The organism is Nocardia sp. NPDC004340, from assembly GCF_053602575.1.
Genome location: NZ_JBSGDW010000009.1, coordinates 100,330 through 123,477 on the forward strand (window position 1 = coordinate 100,330; position 23,148 = coordinate 123,477).

Annotated in this window: 24 protein-coding genes; 14 read left to right on the forward strand and 10 right to left on the reverse strand. The window is 68.1% G+C overall.

From position 1 onward, the window contains the following. A complete protein-coding gene (locus ACWEOI_RS28885; protein ID WP_433671331.1) occupies positions 1-1,092 on the reverse strand; it encodes a TerD family protein in 1,092 nt (363 codons plus the stop codon). Between the two features lie 157 nt (positions 1,093-1,249). Continuing rightward, entirely contained in the window at positions 1,250-2,485 is a 1,236-nt protein-coding gene (locus ACWEOI_RS28890) for an MFS transporter (protein WP_433671329.1), read from the reverse strand. Positions 2,486-2,579: 94 nt separating this feature from the next. Between ACWEOI_RS28890 and ACWEOI_RS28895 the strand changes: the two genes are divergently transcribed. Beyond that, entirely contained in the window at positions 2,580-3,482 is a 903-nt protein-coding gene (locus tag ACWEOI_RS28895) for a LysR substrate-binding domain-containing protein (protein WP_433671327.1), read from the forward strand. On the opposite strand, the gene ACWEOI_RS28900 is transcribed toward ACWEOI_RS28895, so the two are convergent. Beyond that, positions 3,451-5,739 (reverse strand): molybdopterin-dependent oxidoreductase, encoded by a 2,289-nt coding sequence (locus tag ACWEOI_RS28900; protein WP_452361613.1) that lies wholly within the window; start codon positions 5,737-5,739, stop codon positions 3,451-3,453. The genes ACWEOI_RS28895 and ACWEOI_RS28900 overlap by 32 nt on opposite strands. Before the next feature lie 109 nt (positions 5,740-5,848). Between ACWEOI_RS28900 and ACWEOI_RS28905 the strand changes: the two genes are divergently transcribed. The 6 genes from ACWEOI_RS28905 (at position 5,849) to ACWEOI_RS28930 (ending at position 11,597) form a co-directional block, all read left to right on the forward strand. Then, positions 5,849-6,496, forward strand: a complete 648-nt coding sequence (locus ACWEOI_RS28905) for a TetR family transcriptional regulator (RefSeq protein ID WP_433671323.1) — start codon at positions 5,849-5,851, stop codon at positions 6,494-6,496. A 2-nt stretch (positions 6,497-6,498) separates the two neighbouring features. Beyond that, on the forward strand, positions 6,499-7,359 hold the full coding sequence (locus tag ACWEOI_RS28910) for a 3-hydroxyacyl-CoA dehydrogenase (RefSeq protein WP_452361614.1): 861 nt from the start codon (positions 6,499-6,501) through the stop codon (positions 7,357-7,359). Positions 7,360-7,405: 46 nt separating this feature from the next. Continuing rightward, complete coding sequence (locus tag ACWEOI_RS28915; protein WP_433671321.1) at positions 7,406-9,169, forward strand: oleate hydratase; 1,764 nt, start codon at positions 7,406-7,408, stop codon at positions 9,167-9,169. Between the two features lie 172 nt (positions 9,170-9,341). Next, positions 9,342-9,779: a nuclear transport factor 2 family protein gene (locus ACWEOI_RS28920; RefSeq protein WP_452361615.1), complete on the forward strand. Its 438-nt coding sequence runs from the start codon at positions 9,342-9,344 to the stop codon at positions 9,777-9,779. A 76-nt stretch (positions 9,780-9,855) separates the two neighbouring features. After that, a complete protein-coding gene (locus ACWEOI_RS28925; protein WP_379272376.1) occupies positions 9,856-10,650 on the forward strand; it encodes an SGNH/GDSL hydrolase family protein in 795 nt (264 codons plus the stop codon). A 125-nt stretch (positions 10,651-10,775) separates the two neighbouring features. Further along, positions 10,776-11,597, forward strand: coding sequence for a PLP-dependent cysteine synthase family protein (locus tag ACWEOI_RS28930; protein WP_357090701.1), 822 nt, complete (start codon positions 10,776-10,778; stop codon positions 11,595-11,597). Here the strand turns inward: ACWEOI_RS28930 and ACWEOI_RS28935 are convergent. Beyond that, positions 11,579-12,154, reverse strand: a complete 576-nt coding sequence (locus tag ACWEOI_RS28935) for a TerD family protein (protein WP_433673256.1) — start codon at positions 12,152-12,154, stop codon at positions 11,579-11,581. The two genes, ACWEOI_RS28930 and ACWEOI_RS28935, sit on opposite strands and share 19 nt — an antisense overlap. 556 nt (positions 12,155-12,710) lie before the next feature. On the opposite strand from ACWEOI_RS28935, the gene ACWEOI_RS28940 reads away from it, so the two are divergent. Next, positions 12,711-13,925 carry a lipase family protein gene (locus ACWEOI_RS28940; protein ID WP_452361616.1) on the forward strand — a complete coding sequence of 405 codons (1,215 nt, stop codon included), beginning with the start codon at positions 12,711-12,713 and terminating at the stop codon, positions 13,923-13,925. Positions 13,926-13,952: 27 nt separating this feature from the next. On the opposite strand, the gene ACWEOI_RS28945 is transcribed toward ACWEOI_RS28940, so the two are convergent. Together ACWEOI_RS28945 and ACWEOI_RS28950 are read right to left on the reverse strand one after the other, a co-directional pair. After that, a complete protein-coding gene (locus ACWEOI_RS28945; protein WP_452361617.1) occupies positions 13,953-14,150 on the reverse strand; it encodes a hypothetical protein in 198 nt (65 codons plus the stop codon). A gap of 66 nt (positions 14,151-14,216) precedes the next feature. Further along, positions 14,217-14,561: a hypothetical protein gene (locus ACWEOI_RS28950; RefSeq protein ID WP_452361618.1), complete on the reverse strand. Its 345-nt coding sequence runs from the start codon at positions 14,559-14,561 to the stop codon at positions 14,217-14,219. Between the two features lie 150 nt (positions 14,562-14,711). Between ACWEOI_RS28950 and ACWEOI_RS28955 the strand changes: the two genes are divergently transcribed. Next, on the forward strand, positions 14,712-15,161 hold the full coding sequence (locus ACWEOI_RS28955; RefSeq protein WP_387307915.1) for a DUF4189 domain-containing protein: 450 nt from the start codon (positions 14,712-14,714) through the stop codon (positions 15,159-15,161). Positions 15,162-15,237: 76 nt separating this feature from the next. Here ACWEOI_RS28955 and ACWEOI_RS28960 read toward each other — a convergent pair whose 3' ends face one another. Together ACWEOI_RS28960 and acpM are read right to left on the reverse strand one after the other, a co-directional pair. Beyond that, positions 15,238-15,693 (reverse strand): SRPBCC family protein, encoded by a 456-nt coding sequence (locus ACWEOI_RS28960; protein WP_452361619.1) that lies wholly within the window; start codon positions 15,691-15,693, stop codon positions 15,238-15,240. Further along, positions 15,690-15,995, reverse strand: a complete 306-nt coding sequence (gene acpM, locus ACWEOI_RS28965) for a meromycolate extension acyl carrier protein AcpM (protein ID WP_433671312.1) — start codon at positions 15,993-15,995, stop codon at positions 15,690-15,692. Before acpM ends, ACWEOI_RS28960 begins: the two co-directional genes overlap by 4 nt. Positions 15,996-16,082: 87 nt before the next feature. On the opposite strand from acpM, the gene ACWEOI_RS28970 reads away from it, so the two are divergent. After that, complete coding sequence (locus tag ACWEOI_RS28970) at positions 16,083-17,015, forward strand: MerR family transcriptional regulator (protein WP_452361620.1); 933 nt, start codon at positions 16,083-16,085, stop codon at positions 17,013-17,015. A 25-nt stretch (positions 17,016-17,040) separates the two neighbouring features. On the opposite strand, the gene ACWEOI_RS28975 is transcribed toward ACWEOI_RS28970, so the two are convergent. Continuing rightward, positions 17,041-18,618, reverse strand: a complete 1,578-nt coding sequence (locus ACWEOI_RS28975; protein ID WP_452361621.1) for a carboxylesterase/lipase family protein — start codon at positions 18,616-18,618, stop codon at positions 17,041-17,043. Between the two features lie 209 nt (positions 18,619-18,827). Here ACWEOI_RS28975 and ACWEOI_RS28980 point away from each other — a divergent pair, with 209 nt between their 5' ends. Both ACWEOI_RS28980 and ACWEOI_RS28985 read left to right on the forward strand, forming a co-directional pair. Then, positions 18,828-20,060: a cytochrome P450 gene (locus ACWEOI_RS28980; RefSeq protein ID WP_452361622.1), complete on the forward strand. Its 1,233-nt coding sequence runs from the start codon at positions 18,828-18,830 to the stop codon at positions 20,058-20,060. 124 nt (positions 20,061-20,184) lie between these two features. Beyond that, positions 20,185-20,568 carry a hypothetical protein gene (locus tag ACWEOI_RS28985; protein WP_433671306.1) on the forward strand — a complete coding sequence of 128 codons (384 nt, stop codon included), beginning with the start codon at positions 20,185-20,187 and terminating at the stop codon, positions 20,566-20,568. Positions 20,569-20,630: 62 nt separating this feature from the next. Here ACWEOI_RS28985 and ACWEOI_RS28990 read toward each other — a convergent pair whose 3' ends face one another. Next, entirely contained in the window at positions 20,631-21,092 is a 462-nt protein-coding gene (locus ACWEOI_RS28990) for a PaaI family thioesterase (RefSeq protein WP_379278953.1), read from the reverse strand. 152 nt (positions 21,093-21,244) lie between these two features. Here ACWEOI_RS28990 and ACWEOI_RS28995 point away from each other — a divergent pair, with 152 nt between their 5' ends. Next, positions 21,245-21,895: an FCD domain-containing protein gene (locus tag ACWEOI_RS28995; protein ID WP_433671304.1), complete on the forward strand. Its 651-nt coding sequence runs from the start codon at positions 21,245-21,247 to the stop codon at positions 21,893-21,895. Then, on the forward strand, positions 21,895-23,121 hold the full coding sequence (locus ACWEOI_RS29000; RefSeq protein ID WP_452361623.1) for an MFS transporter: 1,227 nt from the start codon (positions 21,895-21,897) through the stop codon (positions 23,119-23,121). Before ACWEOI_RS28995 ends, ACWEOI_RS29000 begins: the two co-directional genes overlap by 1 nt. The last annotated feature ends 27 nt before the right edge of the window (positions 23,122-23,148 follow it).

Sequence of the window (23,148 nt, forward strand, 5' to 3'; positions counted from 1 at the left end):
TCACAGCAATCCGACCACCTGGGAGGCCGCTTCGACCGGGTGCCCGGCCTCGATCGGGTGGCCCAGCGCCGACACCTTCCAGATGCCGTCCTCGCGATGCACCTTGGCCACCACCATGCCGGTGTGCGCGCCGCCCGAGCTCAGGTTGGAGCGGGTGAGCTCGGTGCTGGTGGTGCCGTCGGTCAAGCGCCAGAACGCGTTCCGGACCCGTTCGAAGGTGTGGCCCGCGTAGGAGGTGATCACGAAGACGATGGCGGTGACCTGCGGGCCGATCCGGGTCAGGTCCACGGTGATGGTCTCGTCGTCGCCCTTGCCCTCACCGGTGAGGTTGTCACCGGAGTGCCGGATGGCGCCGTCCTTGGTGACGAGCTGGCCGTAGTAGGCGGCGTCGATCAGATCGTGCCCCGCATAGACCAGGGCCGAGGCGTCCAGGTCGATCTCGACCGGCCGCGAACCCCATTTGTGCTGGACGTGCACCGGATCCCAGCCCAGGCCCATCTTGACGAAGCTCAGGTCCTGCCCCTGCCGGCGCAGGGCCACGGTGTCGCCGGACTTCATGACCGGCGCGATCACCGCGGCGGGCCGGGCCGCGTTCGGCGAATTGCTGATGGACACACCGTGATCGGCGACCAGCGCCGCGAAGCCGCGGGGGTGGCCGAAGCCGACCGCACGGGCGTACCAGCCGTCCTCGCCGCGGTCCAGGTCCACCGCCGCCACCGTGGTCTCGTTGCCGAGGCCGTCGATCACGTACTCGTACAGCGGGTTTCCGCGATCGTCGGCAATGCCGATGTGCGGGGCGGGATGGTCGCCGAAGCGGCTGTCGCGGTCGTCGAGGCTGGCCACGATGCGAATATGGGCCACGCCCGGCGGCACGGCGCTCAGATTCACCGCGACGGCGTGCTGCCCGGGCACCAACTGGATGCCGGGGCCGGTGGGCTGGTTGTAGAAGATCAGGTCGGTATCGTCGCGTACCGCACCGCGATCGGTCAGGAGCAGCGCGGCGAGATCGACTCCCGCGCTGAAGTGCACCGTCACGGTGATGTCCGAGACGCCCAGTTCACCGGTCTGCCCTTGGGTGAGAAGTGCGGCCACGCTCACCACTCTATGGGTTCGGCCGGTCACCCGGATGAAACGAACCCATATCTGTTTCGCGCGTGGCACTCTGTGCGCGCGAACCCTGGGGCATATATGGACATTTGGCCATCTTCCGGCGAATCGTTGTATGCCACAGGGTGAATCGGTCGCATGGTCAGTGGGCGAGCCGCGGACGGAGCGCGAACACCGCCCACAGCACCAGGCCGACCACGGTCGCGGCCACACCGATCTCGCACACCCGCGTCCAGCCGCCCGCCTCGAACGCGGCCCCGGCCGTCACCGATCCGGTCACGCCGCCGAGGAAGTAGGTGACCATGTAGGCCGTGGTCAGGCGGCTGCGCGCGGCCGGATCCAGGGTGTATATGGCCGACTGGTTGGTCAGATGCGCGCCCTGGATACCGAAGTCGAAGACCACCAGCGCCGCGATCAACGCCACCACGTTGTGCCCGCCCCAGATCACCAGCGCCCAACTGGCCAGCAACACCAGCCAGGTCAGTGTGGTGACGCGGCGCAGGTGCCCGCGGTCGGCCAGCCGGCCCACCACCGGCGCGCCCAACGCCCCGACCACGCCCGCCAGGCCGAACAGGCCGATCACGAATTCGCCGTAGTGGTACGAACTTCCGCCCGAGCCGGACAGCTGGAACGCCAGCGCGGTCCACACCAGCGAGAAGCTCCCCATCAGGATGAAGCCGAGCAGCATGCGCTGCCGCAACACCGCGTGGCGGCGGATCAGACCCAGGATCGACACCAGCACCCGCGGATAGCTCTCCCCGGTCGCCGCGCGCGGGGTGGCGGGCGCGAGCAGGTACACGCTGATCGCCATCACCACCTGCAATCCGGCCGCCACCAGCAGCACCGCGCGCCAGCCGCCCAGCTGCGCCACCGCTCCGGCCAGCACGCGCGACAACAGGATGCCCAGCAGCAGGCCGCTCATGACGGTGCCGACCACCTGCCCGCGGCGCGCCGGATCGGCCAGCGCCGAGGCCCACGGCACGACCACCTGCGCCGCCGAGGCCGCGACCCCGGTGGCCACCACACCGGCGACCAGCACCGCGTAGTTCGGCGCGAACGCCGACACCAGCAGGGCCGCCACCGAGGCGAGCAGCAGCACCGGCACCATACGGTGGCGGCGCAGGAAGTCGCCGAGCGGGACCAGGAACGCCAGGCCGCACAGGTAGCCGATCTGGGCCGCACTCACCAGCAGGGCCGCGCTCGCGGTGGACACCTTCAGGTCACCGGCGACCTGGTGCAGCAGGGGTTGCAGGTAGTAGTTGCCCGCGGCCGAGGAGCCCGCGGTCACCGCGAACACCAGCACCGTCGTCCGGGTCAGCGTCGCGGACGTCTCGGGCGCGATCGGTGCGGGCATCTGGGCGCGGAGCGTGGAAACCATCACCGATTCATCGTGAGGCGGGATTCCGATCTATAAAAGCGATGGTTTTCGATACTGCCATCTATCGAATAGATGACAGGGCTAGGCTCGACCCATGGAACTGCGTCAGATCGAGTGCTTCCTGGCCTGCTGCGACCACCGGTCCTTCACCGCCGCGGCCCGCCACCTCAACCTGGTGCAGTCGGCGGTCTCCACCAGCGTCGCCAAACTCGAGCACGAACTCGGGGTGCGCCTGTTCGACCGCACCCCGCGCACCCTCGAGCTGACCGTCGCGGGCCGGGCCATGGTCGCGCCCGCCCGCACCCTGCTGCGCGCCCGCGGCGACATCGTGGATGCCATCGACGCCGCGCGCGGGGAGATCCGCGGCGAGGTGGTCGTCGGCAATCTGATGAACATCCACAACATCGACCTGGCGGGCATCATCGCCGAACTGCACCGGCGGTATCCGGAGGTGACCCTGCGGATGCGCCAGAGCATCTCCGGCATGGCCGGCAATGTGGCCGGGCTGCTGGACAATTCGCTCGAACTGGCGCTACTCGCGGGCATGAGCGACGAATTCCCCGGCCTCACCACCCATCTCATCGCCGAGGAGACGCTGGTGCTGTGCACCGCGCCCGGGCATCCGCTGGCGGGCCGTCCCTTCCACGCCGCCGACCTGCACGGGGTGCGGTTCATCGACTTCCCGCCGGGCTGGGGCATCCGCACCATCGCCGACGAGCTGTTCCCGGGCCGCTACCCGGTCATCGAGGTGGCCGATCAGGCGTTCGCACTGGAGTTGGCGGCCAAGGATTTCGGGGTCGCGCTGATCCCGCTGTCGGTCGCGCGGCTCTCCCCCGGCGTCCCGTTCGCCGATTACCGGCCGTATCCGCTGCCCTGGCGACTGTGCGTCGGGCACGCGGCCGCGCGCACGCCGTCCAACGCGGCGCGCACCGTCATCGGCGCGCTGACCGGCACCGGCGACGCGCTCAGGGCCGGGCGATCGAGGGCGGGCCGGTGACCGTCAACGGCGGGAGCGGCTGCGTGTAGCGCTCGATCTCCACCAGCGACAACTGGCCGGTGCACCCCTGGCTCAGGCGCGAGGCGCCGCGATCCCGGGTGACGGCGTTGGGGTTTCCGTGGCGGCAGAAGGTGGCGTCGTCCGGGTCGGGGTCGTACCAGGCGCCGGTGGACAACTGCGCGACGCCGGGGCGCACCGAATCGCTGATCTCCAGCCCGGCCAGGCAGCTGCCGCGATCGTTGAAGATCCGGACGATGTCGCCCGCGGCGAGACCGCGCGCGGCCGCGTCGTCCGGGTGCAGCCGGACCGGCTCGCGACCCTGGATCTTCGAGGACTGGCTGTGCGCGCCGATATCGAGCTGACTGTGCAGTTTGGTCCGAGGCTGGTTGGCCACCAACTGGATCGGGAACCGGGCCGCCAGCGGGCCGCCCAGCCATTCGTCCGGTTCGAGCCACACCGGGTGGCCGGGGCAGTCGTCGTAGCCGAAGCCCGCGATGGTCTCGGAGAAGATCTCGATCCGCCCGCTCGGGGTGTGCAGCGGGTGGGCGTCCGGGTCGGCGCGGAAGTCGGCGAAGGCCACGTGCTCCTCGGCTTCGATCGGCAGGTCCAGGGCTTCCCCGGCCCAGAAGGTGTCGTAGTCGGGCATCTGGTGACCGCGGGCGCTCAATCGGTCGCGCCACTCGTCGTAGAGGTGGCGCAGCCATTCCCCGGCCGTCCGGCCCTCGGTGAATTCCTTACCGACGCCGAGCCTTTCGGCCAGTTCGCCGAACATCCAGTAGTCATCGCGGGCCTGCGCGTGCGGCCGGGTCAGGGCGGGCATCGGGAACAGGTAGCGGTCACCCTCGCCCGAGCCGTAGTCGTCGCGTTCGATGGTCATGGTCGAGGGCAGCACGATGTCGGCGTGCCGGGCCGTGGCCGACCAGAACGGATCGTGCACCACCACGGTGTCCGGGCGGCCGAACGCGGTGCGCAGCCGGGCCAGGTCCTGATGGTGATGGAAGGGGTTGCCGCCGGCCCAATAGACCAGGCGGATGGCGGGATACGTGCGATGCTCGCCGTTGTACTCGTACGGCTCACCCGGGTTCAGCAGCATGTCCGCGATGCGCGCGACGGGGATGAAGTCGTGGATCGCGTTGCGCCCCTGCGGCAGTTTCGGCGGCGAGGTGACCCGCACGGCCAGGCCGACATTCCCGGCCGACCCGTAGCCGTGGCCGAATCCGCCTCCGGGCATACCGATCTGACCGAGCATGGCGGCCAGCACCACGCCCAGCCACAGGGGCTGCTCCCCGTAGCGGGCCCGCTGTAGCGACCAGCTCACCGTGACGAGGGTTCGGGCGGCGGCCATCTCGCGGGCCAGGGTGCGAATCCGGTCCGCGGGAACACCGGTGATGGGCTCGGCCCACTCCGGGTCCTTCACGATGCCGTCCTCCGCGCCGCGCACATAGTCGCGGAAGCGGTCGTAACCGACGGTGTAACGGTCCAGGAAAGCGTTGTCCGCCAACCCTTCCGCGTCCAGCACTTGCGCCAGCGCGAGCATCAGCGCGGCATCGCTGCCGGGCCGGGACGCGATCCATTCGGCGTGCGCCTCGGCCGGGCTGTCGTCGCGCAGCGGGCCGATGGTGACGAAGCGGCAGCCGTTGGTGTGCGCGGTCTCGATCCAGCCGCGGCCATTGTGCTTGGATACCCCGCCGGGCGAGACCACCACGTTCTTCGGCGACAGTCCGCCGAAGGAGACGATCAGCTCGGCCTCCCTGGCCAGCACCGACTTGGTGGTGGCCCGGGACATGATGGTGCCCATATCGGCGAGGATGTGCGGCAGCAACACCGTCGACGCGCCCAGGCTGTAGCTGTTGCGGTGCGAGACGTAGCCGCCGAGGCAGTTCAGGAATCGGTGAACCTGGCTCTGCGCGTGATGGAATCGGCCCGCACTGGCCCAGCCGTAGGAGCCGCCGTAGACCGCGCCCGCACCGAATTCCCGGTACACCCTGGACAATTCACCGGCCAGCAGATCCAGCGCGGTCTCCCACGAGACCGGCACGAACTCCTCCGCACCGCGCGGCCCGGGCCCGGGGCCGTGTTCCAGCCAGCCGCGCCGCACATAGGGCTGGTCGATGCGAGCCGGATGATGCTGGGCCGAGGCGACATTCTCGATGAGCGGAGTGGGTTCGGGGTCCGCGCGCCACGGGCGGACCGCGGTCAGCCGTTCGCCGTCACTGTCCGCTTCGAGAACGCCCCAGTGGGTGAGGTGCGTGGCCATGCCCCTCAACATACGCCCGGCCGGTCAGGGCGGGGTTGCGCAATCGGTAGCTCGGAGTACGCTCATTTTTGAGTCCACTCAGTTACGCAGGTAGGGTTGGAGGTGTCGGATGGCCACGACGGCCACATCGGCGCATGTCGGACGACGGCAACGCGAGATGCACGACAAACAGTCCAGGATCTTCGAGGCGGCCGCGACCCTTTTTGCCGAACAGGGCTTCGACCGGGTCACCACCCAGCAGATCTCCGATCGCGCCGATATCGCGGCGGGCACGCTGTTCCGCTACGCGGCCACCAAAGGCGAACTGCTGCTGATGGTTTACAACGAGGAGCTGCGCACCGCGCTGGAGGTCGGCGCGGATCAGGCTCGCGCGCAGGCCGATACCGTCGCGGCGGTGTGCGAGATGCTGGGCCCGCTGCTGCGGACCGCCGCGCAACGGCCCGAGAACACCATCGTCTACCAGCGTGAACTGCTTTTCGGCTCACCCACCGACAAGTACCGCTCCGAGGGCCTGGCCCTGGTGGCCCGGCTGGAGTCCATGATCGCCGAACGGCTCGTCGCCGACTCCGGCGCGACGGGGTCGCAGCAGGTCGAGGAGCAGGCGCGAGTAGCCGGTCGCAGCGTCTTCGCGGTGCTGCATCTGGCCCTGGCCCGGCCGTCCACCGGCGCGCACCCCGGGCACGACGCCATGGCGGATCTGCGGGCGCAGATCACACAGATAATCACCGGATTCTTCACATCCACAGGGAGGCAATGACAATGGGCATCGAGATCCGCAAGGTCACCGTGCTCGGCACCGGAGTGCTGGGTTCCCAGATCGCGTTCCAGACCGCGTTCCGCGGCTTCGACGTCACCGGCTACGACATCGACGACGCGGCGCTGACCGCGGCCCGCGGACGCTTCGACAAACTGGCCGCCACCTACCGCGAGCAGGTGCCGGGCGCGGGCGACGGCAAGGCCGAGGCGACCGCGGCGGGCATCGCGCTCAGTTCCGATCTGGGCGCGGCGGTTTCGGAGGCCGACCTGGTGATCGAGGCGGTGCCGGAGGTGCTCTCGCTCAAGCAGGAGATCTACGAGAAGCTGGGCAAGCTCGCCCCCGAGCGCACCATCTTCGCCACCAACTCCTCCACCCTGCTGCCCAGCGCCATCAAGGATTTCACCGGCCGGCCCGACCGGTTCCTGGCACTGCACTTCGCGAATCAGGTGTGGCACTTCAACACCGCCGAGATCATGGGCACCGACGACACCGATCCGGCCGTCTATCAGGCGGTGGTGGGCTTCGCCTCCGCCATCGGCATGGTGCCCATCGAACTGCACAAGGAGAAGGCGGGCTACGTCCTCAACTCGCTGCTGGTGCCGCTGCTCAACGCGGCCATGAACCTCGCCGAGGGCGGCTACGCCGAGCCCGAGGCGGTGGACAAGACCTGGCGCATCGGCACCGGAGCTCCGGCCGGGCCGTTCCAGATCCTCGACATCATCGGGCTCACCACGCCCTACAACATCCTGATGAGCGGCGACGCCACCGGGCAGCGAATCGCGCAGTGGCTCAAGGACAACTACATCGACAAGGGCAAACTCGGCATCGCCACCGGAGAGGGTTTCTACAAGTACACGGCCTAGGCGCACACCGTTTTTCCGGACCGATCCCCAAGGGACAGGAGTTCTGATGGAGTACACCAGCGGCAACTACGAAGCCTTCGCGCGACCCCGCAAGCCCGCGGGCGTGGACGGCAAGACGGCCTGGTTCGTCGGGTCGGGTCTGGCCTCGTTGTCCGGCGCGGCCTTCCTCATCCGCGACGGCCGGATGCCCGGTGACAAGATCACCATTCTGGAAGAGCTGAAGATCCCCGGCGGCGCGCTCGACGGCATCAAGGAACCGAAGAAGGGCTTCGTCATTCGCGGTGGCCGCGAGATGGAGAACCACTTCGAATGCCTGTGGGACCTGTTCCGGTCCATCCCGTCCCTGGAGGTCGAGGACGCCAGCGTGCTCGACGAGTTCTACTGGCTCAACAAGGACGACCCGAACTTCTCGCTGGAGCGCGCCACCGTCGATCGCGGGCAGAGTGCGCAGACCAAGAACCTCTTCACGCTGAACGACAAGGCGCAGAAGGACGTCACCAAGATCTTCCTCGCCACCCGGGAGGAGATGGAGGGCAAGCGCATCAACGAGGTGTTCTCGAAGGACTTCTTCGAGAGCAACTTCTGGATGTACTGGCGCACCATGTTCGCCTTCGAGGACTGGCACAGCGCGCTGGAGATGAAGCTGTACCTGCACCGGTTCGTGCACCACATCGGTGGGCTGCCGGACTTCTCGGCGCTGAAGTTCACCAAGTACAACCAGTACGAGTCGCTGGTGCTGCCGCTGTACCGGTGGCTGCTGGACCAGGGCGTGACGTTCAAGTTCGACACCACCGTCACCGACGTCGACTTCGAGATCAGCGGGGATCGCAAGCAGGCCACCCGGATTCACTGGACCTCCGAAGGCGTCGACGGCGGGGTGGATCTGGGTCCGGACGATCTGCTGCTGATGACCATCGGGTCGCTGACCGAGAACTCCGACGAGGGCGACCAGCACACGCCGGCCAAGCTGAACGAGGGCCCGGCCCCGGCGTGGGATCTGTGGCGGCGCATCGCGGCCAAGGACGAGGCTTTCGGGCGGCCGGATGTGTTCGGGTCGCATATCCCCGAGACCAAGTGGGAGTCGGCCACCGTCACCACGCTGGATCAGCGCATCCCCGAATACATTCAGAAGATCTGTAAGCGAGATCCCTTCAGCGGCAAGGTCGTCACCGGCGGCATCGTCACCGTGAAGGACTCCAGCTGGCTGATGAGCTGGACGGTGAACCGGCAGCCGCACTTCAAGCAGCAGCCCAAGGATCAGATCGTGGTCTGGGTGTACGCGCTGTTCGCCGACAAGCCCGGCGACTACGTGAAGAAGACCATGCAGGAGTGCACCGGCGAGGAGATCACCCAGGAATGGCTGTACCACCTGGGCGTGCCCGAGTCCGACATCCCCGAACTGGCGGCGGAGGCGGCGCGCTGCGTGCCGGTGATGATGCCGTACGTGACCGCCTTCTTCATGCCGCGCAAGGCCGGTGACCGGCCCGACGTGGTGCCCGCGGGTTCGGTGAACTTCGCGTTCATCGGCCAGTTCGCGGAGACCAGCCGGGACTGCATCTTCACCACCGAATACTCGGTGCGCACCGGGATGGAGGCGGCGTATCAGCTGCTCGACATCGAGCGGGGTGTGCCGGAGGTGTTCAACTCCACCTACGACATCCGCACGCTGCTGACCGCCATGACCCGGCTGCGCGACGGCGATCCGATCGACCTGCCCGGGCCGGAGCTGCTGTGGCGCGGGGTGGCGAAGCGGCTCGGCAACAACGAGATCGGCGAACTGCTGACCCGGTACGGGGTCATCGGCACATAGCGCCCGCCGCGACGGCCCGGTTCCGCAGGGGATCGGGCCGTCGTCGTCTCCACACCCGGCCGCGAGCTGGATAGTGAACTAATTGTCTATATGAACCCTGGACAGTTCATGCGGCCACGAGCTACCGTTCGAATCAATAGACAATGATTTGACTACCAGGATGTGAGGGATCATGCACGCGTTCCGTCAGGCCGTCGAGGCCCGCGATGCCGCGGCCATCGAAGCGATGCTCGCCGACAATGTCGTGTTCACCAGCCCGGTCGCCTTCAAGCCGTACCCGGGTAAGGCCATCACCGCGGCCATCCTGCGCGGGGTGCTGCGGGTGTTCGAGGACTTCCGGTACGTGAAGGAGATCGGCGCGCCCGACGCCGCCGATCACGCGCTGGTGTTCGAGACCACGGTCTCGGGCAAGCGCATCACCGGGTGCGACTTCCTGCACCTCGACGCCGACGGGAAGATCGACGAGTTCACCGTCATGGTTCGCCCGCTCTCCGGTGCGCAGGCGCTGGCCGAGGCCATGGCCGCCCAGTTCGCGCAGATCCAGGCCGAGGCCGTCGCGCAAATCGAACGGGAGGCGGCGGCGGCCGAACGCCAGGCGGCGGGTGCGTGAACGTGTTCGCGGCGGCCGCCGTAGCCGCCGGTTTCCTGGGATGATCCACGGACAGTCACCGAAAGGCCGATCCGCCATGACCGATGGCACCTACACCCGTTACGTCGCGCTCGGCGACAGCCAGACCGAGGGCGTCGGCGACGGCGACGACCGGACCGGCCTGCGGGGCTGGGCGGACCGGCTGGCCGAGCGAGTGGCCGCCTCCAATCCGGGCCTGTCGTACGCCAATCTGGCGGTGCGCGGGAAGCTGGCCGGGCAGATCCGGGCCGACCAGTTGGACGCGGCGCTGTCGCTGCGGCCCGATCTGGCGACCGTGCTCGCGGGCATGAACGACCTGCTGCGCCCCAACTTCGATCCGGACGCCATCGTCGCGGACGTCGAGGCGATGTTCGCCGCGCTCACCGCGACCGGCGCGGTGGTGGCCACCCTGACCTTTCCCGATGTCGCCGAGACGATTCCGCTGGCCCGGCCGCTGCGCGGGCGGGTGTCGATCCTCAACGAGCGGTTGCGGGCGGCGGCACGGCGGCACGGGGTCCTGATCGCGGAGACCGGGCATCACGCCGTCGTCACCGATCCGCGGCTGTGGAGTCCCGACCGGTTGCACGCCAGTCCGCTCGGGCATCAGCGCATCGCCGAGGCCATGGCCGAGGCGTTGCGGCTGCCCGGCTCCGACGACACCTGGACCCGTCCGCTCATTCCCGCACTGCCCCAGCAGGGGCTGCTGCGGTCGATGGCGGCCGAACTCGAGTGGGCGGCAACCGCGCTGGGGCCGTGGGCCATGCGCCGGCTGCGCGGAATCTCCTCCGGTGACCAGCGGGTCGCCAAGCGGCCGCAGCCGCTGCCGGTGATCGGCGCGCCGCTCGCGCACTGAACCTCCAGCGCACGCCGAATCCTCGTCGCGGGCCGAACCTGCGCCGATCCGGCCCGCGGGCCTGCCCCGCTGCCGGACAATCGAACCTGAGCCCAGTCGGGGCCCGGGAAGGGTCGGCGCGGATCATGTTCATCGGCGACAACGTCTTGGCGGCGATCGGCAATACTCCGCTGGTGCGATTGCACCGGGTGACGCCCGAGGGGTGCGCGGAGATCCTGGTGAAACTCGAGGGACAGAATCCGTCCGGCAGCATGAAGGATCGGGCCGCCCAGGCCATGATCGCGGTGGCCGAGCGGGACGGGCGGCTGCGACCCGGTGACACGGTGGTCGAATACGCGCGCGGCAGTAGTGGTTCCGCGCTCGGGCTGGTGTGCGCGGCCAAGGGGTATCGGCTGCGACTGGTCGACTCCACCGCCGCGGCCGAGCGAGTGAGCCGGGAGCCCGGCACCTTCTGGCCCGATCACCTGAACAACACCGACGCCATCACCGGCTATCACGGTCTGGGGCAGGAGATCTGGGCGCAGACCGAGTGCCGGGTGGACGCCTTCGTTCAGGCGGTCGGCAGTGCCGCCGCGCTCCGCGGCAGCGCCGCGCTGCTCCGCTATCACAAGCAGCGGCGGATCCACGTCGTGGCGGTGGAGCCCGCCGAGTCGCCCGTGCTGTCCGGCGGCCCGCCCGGTGAGCACCGGATCGAGGGCATCGGCCTGGGTTATCCACCGCCCCTGTGGGATCCGACCCTGGTCGACGAGGTGGTGCCGGTCTCCAGTCCCGAGGCCGAGGCCATGGCGCATCGGCTGGCCCGCGAGGAGGGCCTGCGCGCCGGAAACTCCTCCGGCGCGAATGTGGTCGCGGCCATCCGCGTGGGGCTTCGCCTGGGTCCGCGAGCCCGCGTGGTCACGCTGCTACCGGACTCCGGCCTGAAGCAGGGTCAGACATTGACGCCGTAATCCCGTGCGATTCCGCCCAATCCGGACGCGTACCCCTGCCCGATCGCCCGGAACTTCCATTCCGCGCCGTGCCGGTACAACTCCCCGAACACCATGGCCGTCTCGGTGGAGGCATCCTCGGTCAGATCGAACCGGGCCAGTTCCGTCCCCGTGACCGCGTCCACCACCCGGATGTACGCGTTCCGGACCTGCCCGAACGCCTGCCGCCGCGCCTCGGCCTCGTAAATCGATACGGGGAAGAAGATATTCGTGATCGAGGGCGGCATGGCCGCCAAGTCCACATTGATCACCTCGTCGTCGCCCTCCCCCGCGCCGGTCAGGTTGTCGCCCGTGTGCTCGATCGTCCCCTCCGGCGAGCGCAGGTTGTTGTAGAACACGAAGTGCTTGTCCGACACCACCCGCTGATTCGGCCCGCACGCCATGGCGCTGGCGTCCAAGTCGAAATCGGCCCCGGTGGTGCTGCGCACATCCCACCCCAGCCCCACCGAAACCTTCGTCAGATTCGGCGCCTGCTTCGACAGCGAGACATTCCCACCCTTGGCCAGACTGACACTCATCGAACTACCTTCCCTCCGAAGTCGATCCCATCCCCAATCGTCCTCGCGTCGCACCCGCAGAGCCACCGATTCGGCGTCCAACTGCTCGGCGATCACGGCCACCCGCCGCTGCAACGCCAGTAACTCGATCAGATCCCGGGGCACCGCGGGCTCCCCCGGCTCCGCCGCCGCCACCGCCCGCATCGCCTCGGCATGCGCTTCCCGGATCGCGGCCCGCAATCGCGCGCCCGCCAACGGCTCCCCCATACCGAGCGTCACTCCTCGAATGTACTCGTCCGGCAGTCCTTCGAAACGCTCGCGAACAGCAACCCGGTTCGAATTGAAACCTGTTACAGTTCGAGCGCCGAAGGGGAGGTGGCCGATGTCGTCGAGCCGTAAATATCATTACCGGACAACATTTTTCACGCGATTCGCGCGAGTGGCGATACCGATCGCAGCCTTGATGGGGGCCACGAGCGTCATGGCGGCACCGGCGTCGGCGGTACCCAATACCGCAGACTCCTTCTACACGCCGCCCGAAGATTATGCGACGCAACAGCCCGGGACGATCCTCCGCGTGCGACCGATCCAAGCCAGCTATTCACAGTTGGTCCCGTGGCCGGTCCAGGCGTGGCAGTTGCTGTATCGGACCACCGCGGCGAACGGTCAGCCCTATGCCGCGGTGACGACGGTCCTGAAGACCGCGAACACGACTCGGCCGACGGCACTGCTGTCGTTCCAGAACATGACCGACGCGATCGCGCCGCAGTGCCAGCCGTCCCAGGCGTTGTTCCAGGGCCATGTCCCCTGGATCGATCCGTCGAAATCCGGTCCGCTGCAATTGACCACGATGTCCGGTGAGACCGCGTTTATCGCCGCCGGGCTGGCTCGCGGCTGGGCGGTCTCGGTGCCGGACTTCGGTGGCGTCGACAACCACTACTCGACGCCGAAGGAGCCCGGTTACACCGTGCTGGACGGTATTCGGGCTGTCGAGGCGTTCGAACCGGCCGCCCTGTCGGGACCCGGCACCCCCGCGCTCCTGTGGGGCTACTCCGGTGGCGGCATCGCGAGCACCTGGGCCGCACAGGAACAGCCGCGGTACGCGCCCGAACTGAATCTGGTCGGGACGGCAGCCGGCGCACCGGTCGCCGACCCTCGTGTCGCGATGCTCGCCATGAACGGCACGCCCGTCGGCGGCGGCCTCCGCGATCTTCTGTTTCCTGTCGCGCTGATGGGCGTCATGCAGGATTCCCCCGCGTTCACCGCCGCCATGAACCGCTACCTCACTCCCGCTGGGAAACAGAAGATCGCGGAGGCCGCCGACAACTGCACACCCCAGAACATGGTGTCCAGCCTCGGTCTCGACGCCGACCAGTTCCTCACCGAACCCATCGAGCAGATCCTCACCGACCCCGCCATCAACGCCGCCCTCGAGGAACGCGCCCTGGGCGCCACCGCCCCCACCACCCCCCTCTACATCTACAACGCCATAGACGACGAGGGCAGCCTCATCACCAGCATGGACACCCTGGTCGCCACCTACTGCGCCGCCGGCACCCCCGTCACCTACCGCCGAGAACAACTCGCCATGCCCGCCTCCGCCCACACCGGCGAATGGTTCCTGGGCGCCCCCGCCGCCCTCGCCTGGCTCCAACAACAAGCCGAAACCCCCACCGCCCACCCCACCTGCGACACCCGAACCGTCCCCACCACCGCCACCGACCCCGCCGCCCTGGACGCCCTCACCACCGGCATCCTCACCGGCCCCGTCCGCACCTTCCTGGGCATCTGACCCCTCGACGGCGGAGTCACGCCGCCCTCATTCCGCGGCGGACTCCACCTCGATATCAATCTGGAAGGTCGAACTCGTCCCGTCTTCCGCGGTAAGAGTGACCGGACCGAACGTGATGAACGGTATTGCGGCACTTCCCGTCCCCCGATAGAAGCCGGGAGCCGCGGTCACCCGCACGGCAATGGCGGCCAACATGGCAGCCATCTGATCGTCGGCATCGATCATCGGCTCCGCCAGCCCCGAATACCCCTGCGCCAGCAGGCGGTCGAGCCAGGCGTCCAGGCGGGCTGGTCAACCGGGGCCGGACCAGCCGTCGCTTGTCCAGTTGTGGAGGTCTTCGACGTACCAGTCGTGTTGCTGACTTTCCCAGGCGCGCGTGTTCGGGTAGCGGTCGCCACAGTAGCGGCGCTCCATGTAGGCGGCCAGGGCCTCCCGCTCGGCGTCGTCGGCCAGGACTATCGATGTTCGACCTGCGCGGATCTCATAACCACCGTCGGGGAGTCGTCGGCTCGAGGACTCGACGCCTTGGGACTCGAAGCCGCTCGAGGCCTTCAGATAGGCGGAATAGATTACGCGGTACGAGAATTCGTCGCTGTCATCACGGATTTCGTCGAGCCATGCGTCGAACTTCTCCATGAGGCGATCAGATCATCCCGTGCCGGGCGGCGGCGAGGATCGCCGGTGGAGGTATGGGCGTTATGTCCGATATGCATTGGGCGAATTCGGGGCGATCGGACATGATTCGTCAAGTTTGTGTTGGTGCTTGTTCGAAGAGGGAAGAGTTAGATGAAGTTCATGGGTAAGGCCGTTGTCGCGGTCGCGGCGGTTGGTCTTGCGGCGGGGTCGGCGATCGGTGCGGGTACCGCTGATGCGGCCGGACTGTATGGGTCGATCGCGTTCAGCGGTGACAACTGGATCTATGGCAGCAGCGTGAATGCGCCGAGCGCGGACGCGGCGATGGCCGAGGCGTTGGATCAGTGCGGGTGGGAAGGGGCCACCGACTGCCAGGTGATGATCACCTGGGCGAACGGGTGTGGCGCGCTGGTGTATCGCAATGACGACACCGACAATCTCGCGGTGGGCACCGGCACGGGGCGCGATCGCGCGACCGCATTGCGCAGCGCTTACGAGAGCCTCTCCCAGTACTACCCGCCCGCGATGCTGGCGAATGTCGGGTCGGCGGATCTGTCGGCGACGGGGATCAGCAAGGTGGTTTGCACCGCTAACGCCGGTTAGGGGTTCGAGTCCTCGGGACAGTTCGGTGTCGCAGGCGGCGCGATCGCCTGCGACACCGGATGTCAGCCGGTCGAGGTCAGTGGAGGATCACCTGGCCGAGGCGGGGCAGCAGGAGTCGTTTCCAGCTGCGTTCGACGGCGTTGCGGGCCATCTTCTGGCGGCGGTCCTCGATGTCGAAACCTGTCTGCGTCAGCAGGAGTCGGGTGCCATGGCCCTGCGGGTGTAGCGCCCAGTCGACAATCCATCGGGTGGGGTAGTCGGCCCGTGGATATGTCCAGGTGTAGGACAGTCGCTCGCAGGGACGAGCGGTCAGTACCTCGCAGAGGATCTCGTCTATCGACGAATCCGGGGTGGTGAATCGGAAATGGGTTCCGGCGGATGCCGCGAAGCCGGTCGGCCGGAGCAGCCACTTCTCGAGTAGATCCGGGTCGGTCAGGGCCCGCCATACCGCGTCCGGCGGCTGCCGGAAGAAGCTGCCGAGCTCGACGGCGGCGGGATTCAACCGCGTATCGGCGATCACCGTATCGCTCAATTCGCCTGACCTTCCTTGTATTTCGCCTCCATTTCCGCAGCGAGCTGCGGCTTCTCGGCCTCCATCTTCTGGACGTACGCGACCGCGTCACCGACGGTCCGCAGGCCGGCGAGGTCTTCGTCGGGGACCTTCACGTCGTACCTGTCCTCCAACTGGACCGCGATCTCCACCTGCGACAGCGAATCGATTTCCAGGTCTTCGACAAAGGACTTCTCGATCGTCACCTCGGACGCATCGATTCCCGTCACCTCTTCGACGATCTCCGCGATCCCGCTGACAATTTCTTCCTGCGTGCTGGCCACGAAACACTCTCCTCGCTGTGACGACACATACCTGAACGGCAGTGCCAGTACGCTAAAAGCTCCAGTGGGGTGGAGGTTCAAGAACTTGTGACGGACGACACAAAGCCCGCTGCGCTCATGAGCATCGGGGAATTGGCGCGCAACTCGGGGCTGTCGGTGCGCACAATCCGGTTCTACTGCGACGAAGGCATTCTCGAATCCCAGCGCAGCGGCGGCGGACATCGAATGTTCGACGCCGACAGCGCGACCGAACGACTGCTGCTGGTGCGGCGGTTACGGGCACTCGGACTCGGGTTGGACTCGATCACCGGCGTGCTGCGCGGAGAACAGTCGATGGAAGAGGCCATCGCCGCCGAAAGCGCCAAGCTCGATATCGAATTCAGCTCACTGACCTGGCGTCGCGCATCGGTACGGGCCATGGAGGCGGCCGCCCCGGCACAACGCGCCGAACGGCTCGCATTATTGGCCGCAGCCCAGGACGGTAATGCGTTGCACGAGAGCCTCATTCGCTTCTGGCATCGAATTCTCACACCGATTCCGCGGTCCGACAGCGACGGCTGGGTGTGCTGGAACGTCCCCGAACCGCCCACCGACCCATCAGTCGACGAGGTCGTCACCTACGCCGAACTGGCCGCCCTCGCCTCCAGCCCCGACCTGAACAACGCAGTCCGACACCAATATTGGCGAGATCGACCCGACCTGATCCGCGACCCGCGAGCCCTCTACCACGAGATGGGCGAGATAATGATCGACGTCGTGCCCCTCGTAGCCGACGGCATCCCCCCGCACTCCGGCAACGAACTCGACCGATTCGTCACCGCCCACGCCACCGCCCGCGGCGAACGCGACACCCGACAATTCCGCGAACACCTCTTACGCGACGCAACCGACTCCGACCCCCGAATCCACCGCTATTGGTCCCTGACAGACCAACTCCTCGGCCCCCGAGTCACGATCGGCCGCGCCCACGACTGGCTGTACACCGCACTGGCCGAGACGTCAGCGGCAAGGGCCGAATAGGACTGAAAGAGCCCGTACGCATGGCCTATTGGAACAGGGTGTTCCAGAAGGGGCAGCGGTGGTCGGTGGTGAAGGTGGTGGAGAACTGGTTTCCGGTGGGGCGGAAGGAAAGGAAGGTGGGGGTGGTGGGGGTGTATTGGGGGATGGCGGGGAGGGTGGCGGGGTCGGGGGTGCCGGTGTTGATGAAGCGGGTCCAGTAGCGGCGGATGTCGGATTGGAGGCGGCGTTGGGGTGGGGTCATGACGCCGTCGAGGGCGAAGCCGGCTTGGACCAGGTCGAAGAGGGAGGGGAGTTCGGCGGCGTGGTAGGCGCCCATGGGGAAGGTGCTGGGTGGGGCCAAGGCGCCGCGGTCGTCGAATTCGTAGACGTAGGTGGGGTTGTGGCGGGAGAGGTCGGAGACCTGGGAGATGAGTTTGCAGACGAGTTGGTCTGTCCAGGCTCGGGTGAGAGCCAGGGCCGGTTGGGGGTAGTCGGTGAGGGGGTATTCGCCGATGACCTGGTCGGTTTGGGCTGGGGTCAGGTCGGGGATCTTGGCGGCGAGGAGGCGGGGGTAGTCGGCGGCGGTCATGACGGGGCCGAGGGGGATGCCGTATTTGATCCAGACCCAGAGGGCCACCTCGTCGTGATTGGAGCCGACGAAGGTGGGAATGCGGGACATGCCACCGGATTTCAGCAGGGTCAGCGGGCTTTCGGGGAGGTAGGCGTTGCCGTGGACGATATTGGTGTCGTCGGGGCCGCGGTCCACCAGGATGTCGGGTGAGAGGGTGCGGAGGCAGGTCGCGTCGTCGGTGGCGGGGCAACCCGCGGCGGCGGCCCAGGCGTCGCCTTCGGCCTCCGCGTCCGGGAGGGATTGGCTCGCACACGGACCGCTCTGGAGGATGGCGGCCTGGAAGAGGGGCTTGGAGGACGGGGTGGCCATGTGGGCGCAGATCGAGACGCCGCCGGCCGATTCGCCGTCCAGGGTGACGCGATCGGGGTCGCCGCCGAACGCGGCGATATTGCGGTGAACCCAGCGCAGGGCGGCCTGCTGGTCCATGAGGCCGTAGTCGCCGGAGCCGGAACCGTCGTCCAGGGCAGAGGCGGCCAGGAAGCCGAACAGCCCGAGGCGATAGTTGATGGTGACGACGATGACGTCACCGTCGGGTTGGGACACCAAAGGGGCTGCGCCGTACATGCTTCCGGTGCCGGTCTGCAGGCTGCCACCGTGGATCCACACCATGACGGGCAGGGCGCGGCCGTCGGCGGGGAGCGTCGGCGGCGTCCAGACATTGAGGTACAGGCAGTCTTCGACGGTGGTGCGCAGGCCGCCCAACCCGGTCGGCTGGGCGCAGTTCGGGCCCGCATCGCGAGCCTCGCGAACTCCGGGCCACGGCGCGACCGGCTCGGGCGGCCGCCAGCGCAGCGCACCGACCGGCGGTGCGGCGTAAGGGATTCCATTGAACAGGCGATACGACGGGGTCGAGACACCGTGCAACGCACCACTATCGATGGTGACAGTATCGGGAGCGGGCCCCGAATACGCCCGCGCCACCGGGCCGTTCACCGCGAAGATCACCACCAAGAGCGCCACCGCCGCGAACACCGCGCCGGATCCCCGCCTCATCCACCCCTGTGCACGCACGATCACCCGAGCCTCCTGGGCCAGCAAGCGCTATCGCGTAGTCGTTCGATACTAGTCGGCCGGTCCGGACGGGGGTCCGAAGTCTCACGAAACCGGGAAAACTCCTGCGTACGGACGGGTCCGAACCGCGGATCCGTCTCACGGCGAGACGCTTGTTGACACTCGATTCAGGTCGGGACGACGGTGGCCCCATGACCCGCACCTCCCCCGATGCGCTCGACGTGTTCGATCCCGCGCACATCGACGACCCCTACCCGCTGTACCGGCGGCTGCGCGAGCAATCCCCTGTCTACCGCATCCCGAGCACCGACTTCTACCTGGTGACGTCGTGGGATCTGGTGACCGAAGCCGTGAATCGCGGTGACGAGTTCTCCTCGAACCTCACCGGCGCACTCCTGCGACAGGAGGGGCAGCCGCCCGTCACCTTCGACATGGACGGCGGCGGCCAGGCCGTCCATGTGCTCGCCACCGCCGACGACCCGAGCCACCAGGCACAGCGCAAACTGGTGCAACCCTTGCTGGCCAAGCGGATTCGCGGCCTCGGACCGACCGCCGAAGAACTGGTGGACCGCCTGTGGACCGAGGAACTGCACGGCGATCGCACCGACTGGGCGACCGGCATGGCCGACCGCCTCCCCCTGGCACTCGTCGCCGACATCATCGGACTCCCCGACGCCGCTGTGCCGCAACTGCTCACCTGGGCCTACGACAGCACCGAGATGCTGGGCGGCGTGGTCGACTCGGACCGTTTCGTGCACCTGGTCACCGCCGCCACCGAACTCACCGGCTACCTGCACACCGAATTCGCGGCCGCCCAGCGCGACCCGGGCGACGACCTGCTCGGCGTGCTGGCCCGCGCCTGCGCGGCCGGGGAGATCACCGACGTTGTGGCCGTGCTGATCCTGGTCCAACTCGTCGGCGCGGGCGGCGAATCCACGGCGGGCCTCATCGCCAATGCCGCCCGCCTGCTGGCCACCCGTCCCGACCTCCAGGACGAGCTGCGCGCCGAACCCGCCCTGCTGCCCGCCTTCCTGGACGAGGCGCTGCGCCTGGAATCGCCGTTCCGAGGCCATCATCGGCACGTCACCACCGATACCGTGCTGGGCGGCATCGAGATTCCCGCGGGCAGCCACCTGCTGTTGCAGTGGGGCGCCGCCAATCGCGACCCGGCCCGCTTCGACGATCCGGACACCCTCGACCTGGACCGCCGCAGCGGCGCCAACAATCTCGCCTTCGGGCGCGGCATACACTTCTGCGTCGGCTCGGCGCTGGCCAAGCTGGAGGCCACCGCCGCGCTCACCGCCCTGCTGGAACGCACCACCGCGTTCGCCCTCGTCGAAGACGCCCCGCCGCAGTGGTTTCCGAGCATCTTCGTGCGCCGCCATCGCACCCTGCCGCTGCGCCTCCACATCCGAAACACGTGAGCCCGCGGACTCGCCCGGATTCTTCCGCGCGTCCGCCGCGTGCCGGGGGCGCGGTCACGGCATGATCGTCGTCGATCGATCAGGGGGGATCCACAGCTGTGACCACAGGAAAGGGGTTTTGTTCGTGAAGACCGTCTACGTCCGCCGCATCACCCTGGCGGCAACCGCGTGTGCCCTGTCCGGTGCGCTGGCCGCACCGGCCGCCGCCGACGTCGCGCCGCAGAAGATCACGCTCGACTACGCCAAGGGCCTGTGCGGCCAGACCACGCTGCTGGCGCACTCGTTCACGCCCACCACGCTGGAGATCACCACCTCCAGCAACTTCACCGACGACGCCAAGATCGATATGGCCGGGAAGCGCACCCCGCTGCCCGACACCTACGGCGCGGTCACCACGACCGTCGACCTGGGCACCCCGATGCCGGGCGCCATCCCGTTCGAGGTGTCGGGCTCGGACTGGCCGGGCAGCATGGGTACCGGCTGCAAGGGCTGGATCATCGTCGCCTGATCGGCGGCCGACAACGATCGAGCCCCGGGAGCGATTCCCGGGGCTCGATCGTTTTTCGCGGCCTACTTGCCGTGGGCGCGCAGCTGGTACAGCCCCTCGGTCTCGGCGACGACCACGCCATTGGCGTCGGTCACCTTCGCCGTCAGGGTGAAGTCGGCCTTGCCCTTGGCGTCGGCCTCCTCGGTGATCCGCGCGATCTCCTCCTCCGACAGCGACGCCTCGGCGCGCACATCGGTGGCGGCGGGCTTGCGGAAGAACACGTGCAGGTCCTTCACCAACGGGAAGTACTTGGCGGTGTCGAAGCTGGAGATGGCGATCGCGCCGCCCAGGATCTCCGCGACCGTGAACAGCACACCGGCGTACATGACGCCGAAGTGATTGCCGTTGCCCTCGATGGGGACCGTGGTGGCCGCGAACCCGGGGCGCACCTCCTCGGCCCGCACCCCCATCTTGTGCGCGATCGGAATCGTGAACTCCAGACCGCCGTTCACGACCTCGTTCAGCGCGGGGGCATCGTTCGCCATGCGGACCTCCTCGTCCCAGAAGTTAATGGCAACTTACTGACGTGCTGCCAACAAGGTGAATCATTCCGCGTGAGAGGGTTGCCGCGCAACTCTTTCATCACAGTCCGTGAAACCCGCCACATCCAGGCAAATCATCCCACGACACCTCTAGTATGCAAGTCGTGTCCAAGACTTTCTCCGCCGCCGAGCGGGCCTACCGCGAAATCAAGGAACGCATCCTCAGTGGCGACCTCCCCGGCGGGGAGCTGGTCAGCGAGAACGAGATGGCCGGCGAGCTGGGCACCTCCCGCACCCCCGTCCGCGAGGCCTTCCTGCGGCTCGAGACCGAGGGCTGGATGCGGCTCTACCCCAAGCGCGGCGCCCTCGTGGTGCCCGTCCCCTCGCACGAAGCCGACCACGTGATCCACGCCCGCTACATCGTGGAAACCGGTGCGGTGGACGCGCTCACCCGCATCGCCCGCGCGGGCCTCATCCCCCGGCTGCGCGAATCCCTGGACCGCCAGCGCGAACTCGCCGACGCCGGCGACCTCGAGGAATTCGCCATCGCCGACGCCGACTTCCACCGCGAATACGTGGTGTCCGCGGACAACCCGCTGCTCATCGGCTTCTACGACTCGCTGCGCGAACGGCAGCGCCGGATGAACAGCGTCGCGCTGCAACGCGGCGAGACCAACCCGCACCGCATCATCGAGCAGCACACCCGCCTCACGGATCTGATCGACGCCGCCGACGGCGCCGGATTCGCCGAGGCCCTCGCCGAACACCTCACCGACGTGCACGGCGTCACCCCCAGGGGCCTGTGATGGCGACCCTGACCACCCTCGAAACCCGCCCCACCCGACTTGGGACGCACCCCAAGGCGTGGCTCGCCGTCGCGACGGCCATCTTCGCGATCGCGTGGGGCGGCAACGAATTCACGCCGCTGCTGGTCATGTACAAGCGCGACGGGCTGCCCGTCACCACCGTCGACCTGCTGCTGTTCGAATACGTGCTGGGCATCGTGCCCGCCCTGCTCATCGGCGGCCCGCTGTCGGACCGCTACGGCCGCCGTCCGCTCATGCGGCCCGCGCCGTTCATCGCGGCCACCGGCTCGACGCTGCTGGCCTTCGGATCCCATTCGGTCCCCATGCTTTCCGCGGGCCGGGTGCTGTGCGGCATCGCGCTGGGCCTGGCCATGGCGGTGGGCAGCAGCTGGCTCAAGGAGCTGTCGCAGCCGCCGTTCACCGCCGGCACCGCCTCCGGCACCGGGGCGCGCCGCTCGGCCATGAGCCTCACCGGCGGCTTCGGCGTCGGCGCGGGCGTGGCGGGCGTGCTGGCGCAGTGGGGTCCGTGGCCGGACTCGCTCGCCTATCTGATCAATGTGACGCTGTGCGCGGCGGCCGCGGTGTTGCTGTTCCGCGCGCCGGAAACCATAGTGCCGCAGGTGAATCCGGGACGACTCCTCGACGATCTGAAGGTCCCCGTCGGTGCGCATCACCGCTTCCGGACCATCGCGCTGCCGGTGTGCCTGTGGCTGTTCACCTCGTCGGCGGCGGCGTACGCCATCATGCCGACGCTCATGATGCCCAAGGTGCACGACGCCCCGATCGCGTTCTCCGCCTTGATCACCGTGATCACCCTCGGCTGCGGTTTCGGCATCCAGTCGGTGGCACGCAAGATCGATCGTCCGGGCTCGGTGCGGCTGCCGCTGCTGGCGCTGAGCCTGGTCATCCTCGGAATGCTGCTCGCCGCAGCCGCTTCCGCCACCCTCACCCTGTGGCTGACCGTGCTGACCGCGATCGCCCTGGGCATGGGATTCGGCAGCGGCCTGGTCGCGGGCCTGCTGGAGATCGAGCGCATGGCCCGCCCCGACGACCTGGCCGGGCTGACCGCGGTGTTCTACGCGGTCAGCTACCTCGGCTTCGGCGTCCCGGCCCTGATGGCGGTGTGCCACAACGGCCTCGGTGTCGGCTACCCCGCCATGTTCGGCGTCCTCGCCGCCGCCTGCGCGGTGTGCCTGGCCATTGTGAGCCGGTCCCGGCCGGCCTGAACTCGGATGTCCCGGCGGCGGCCCCCA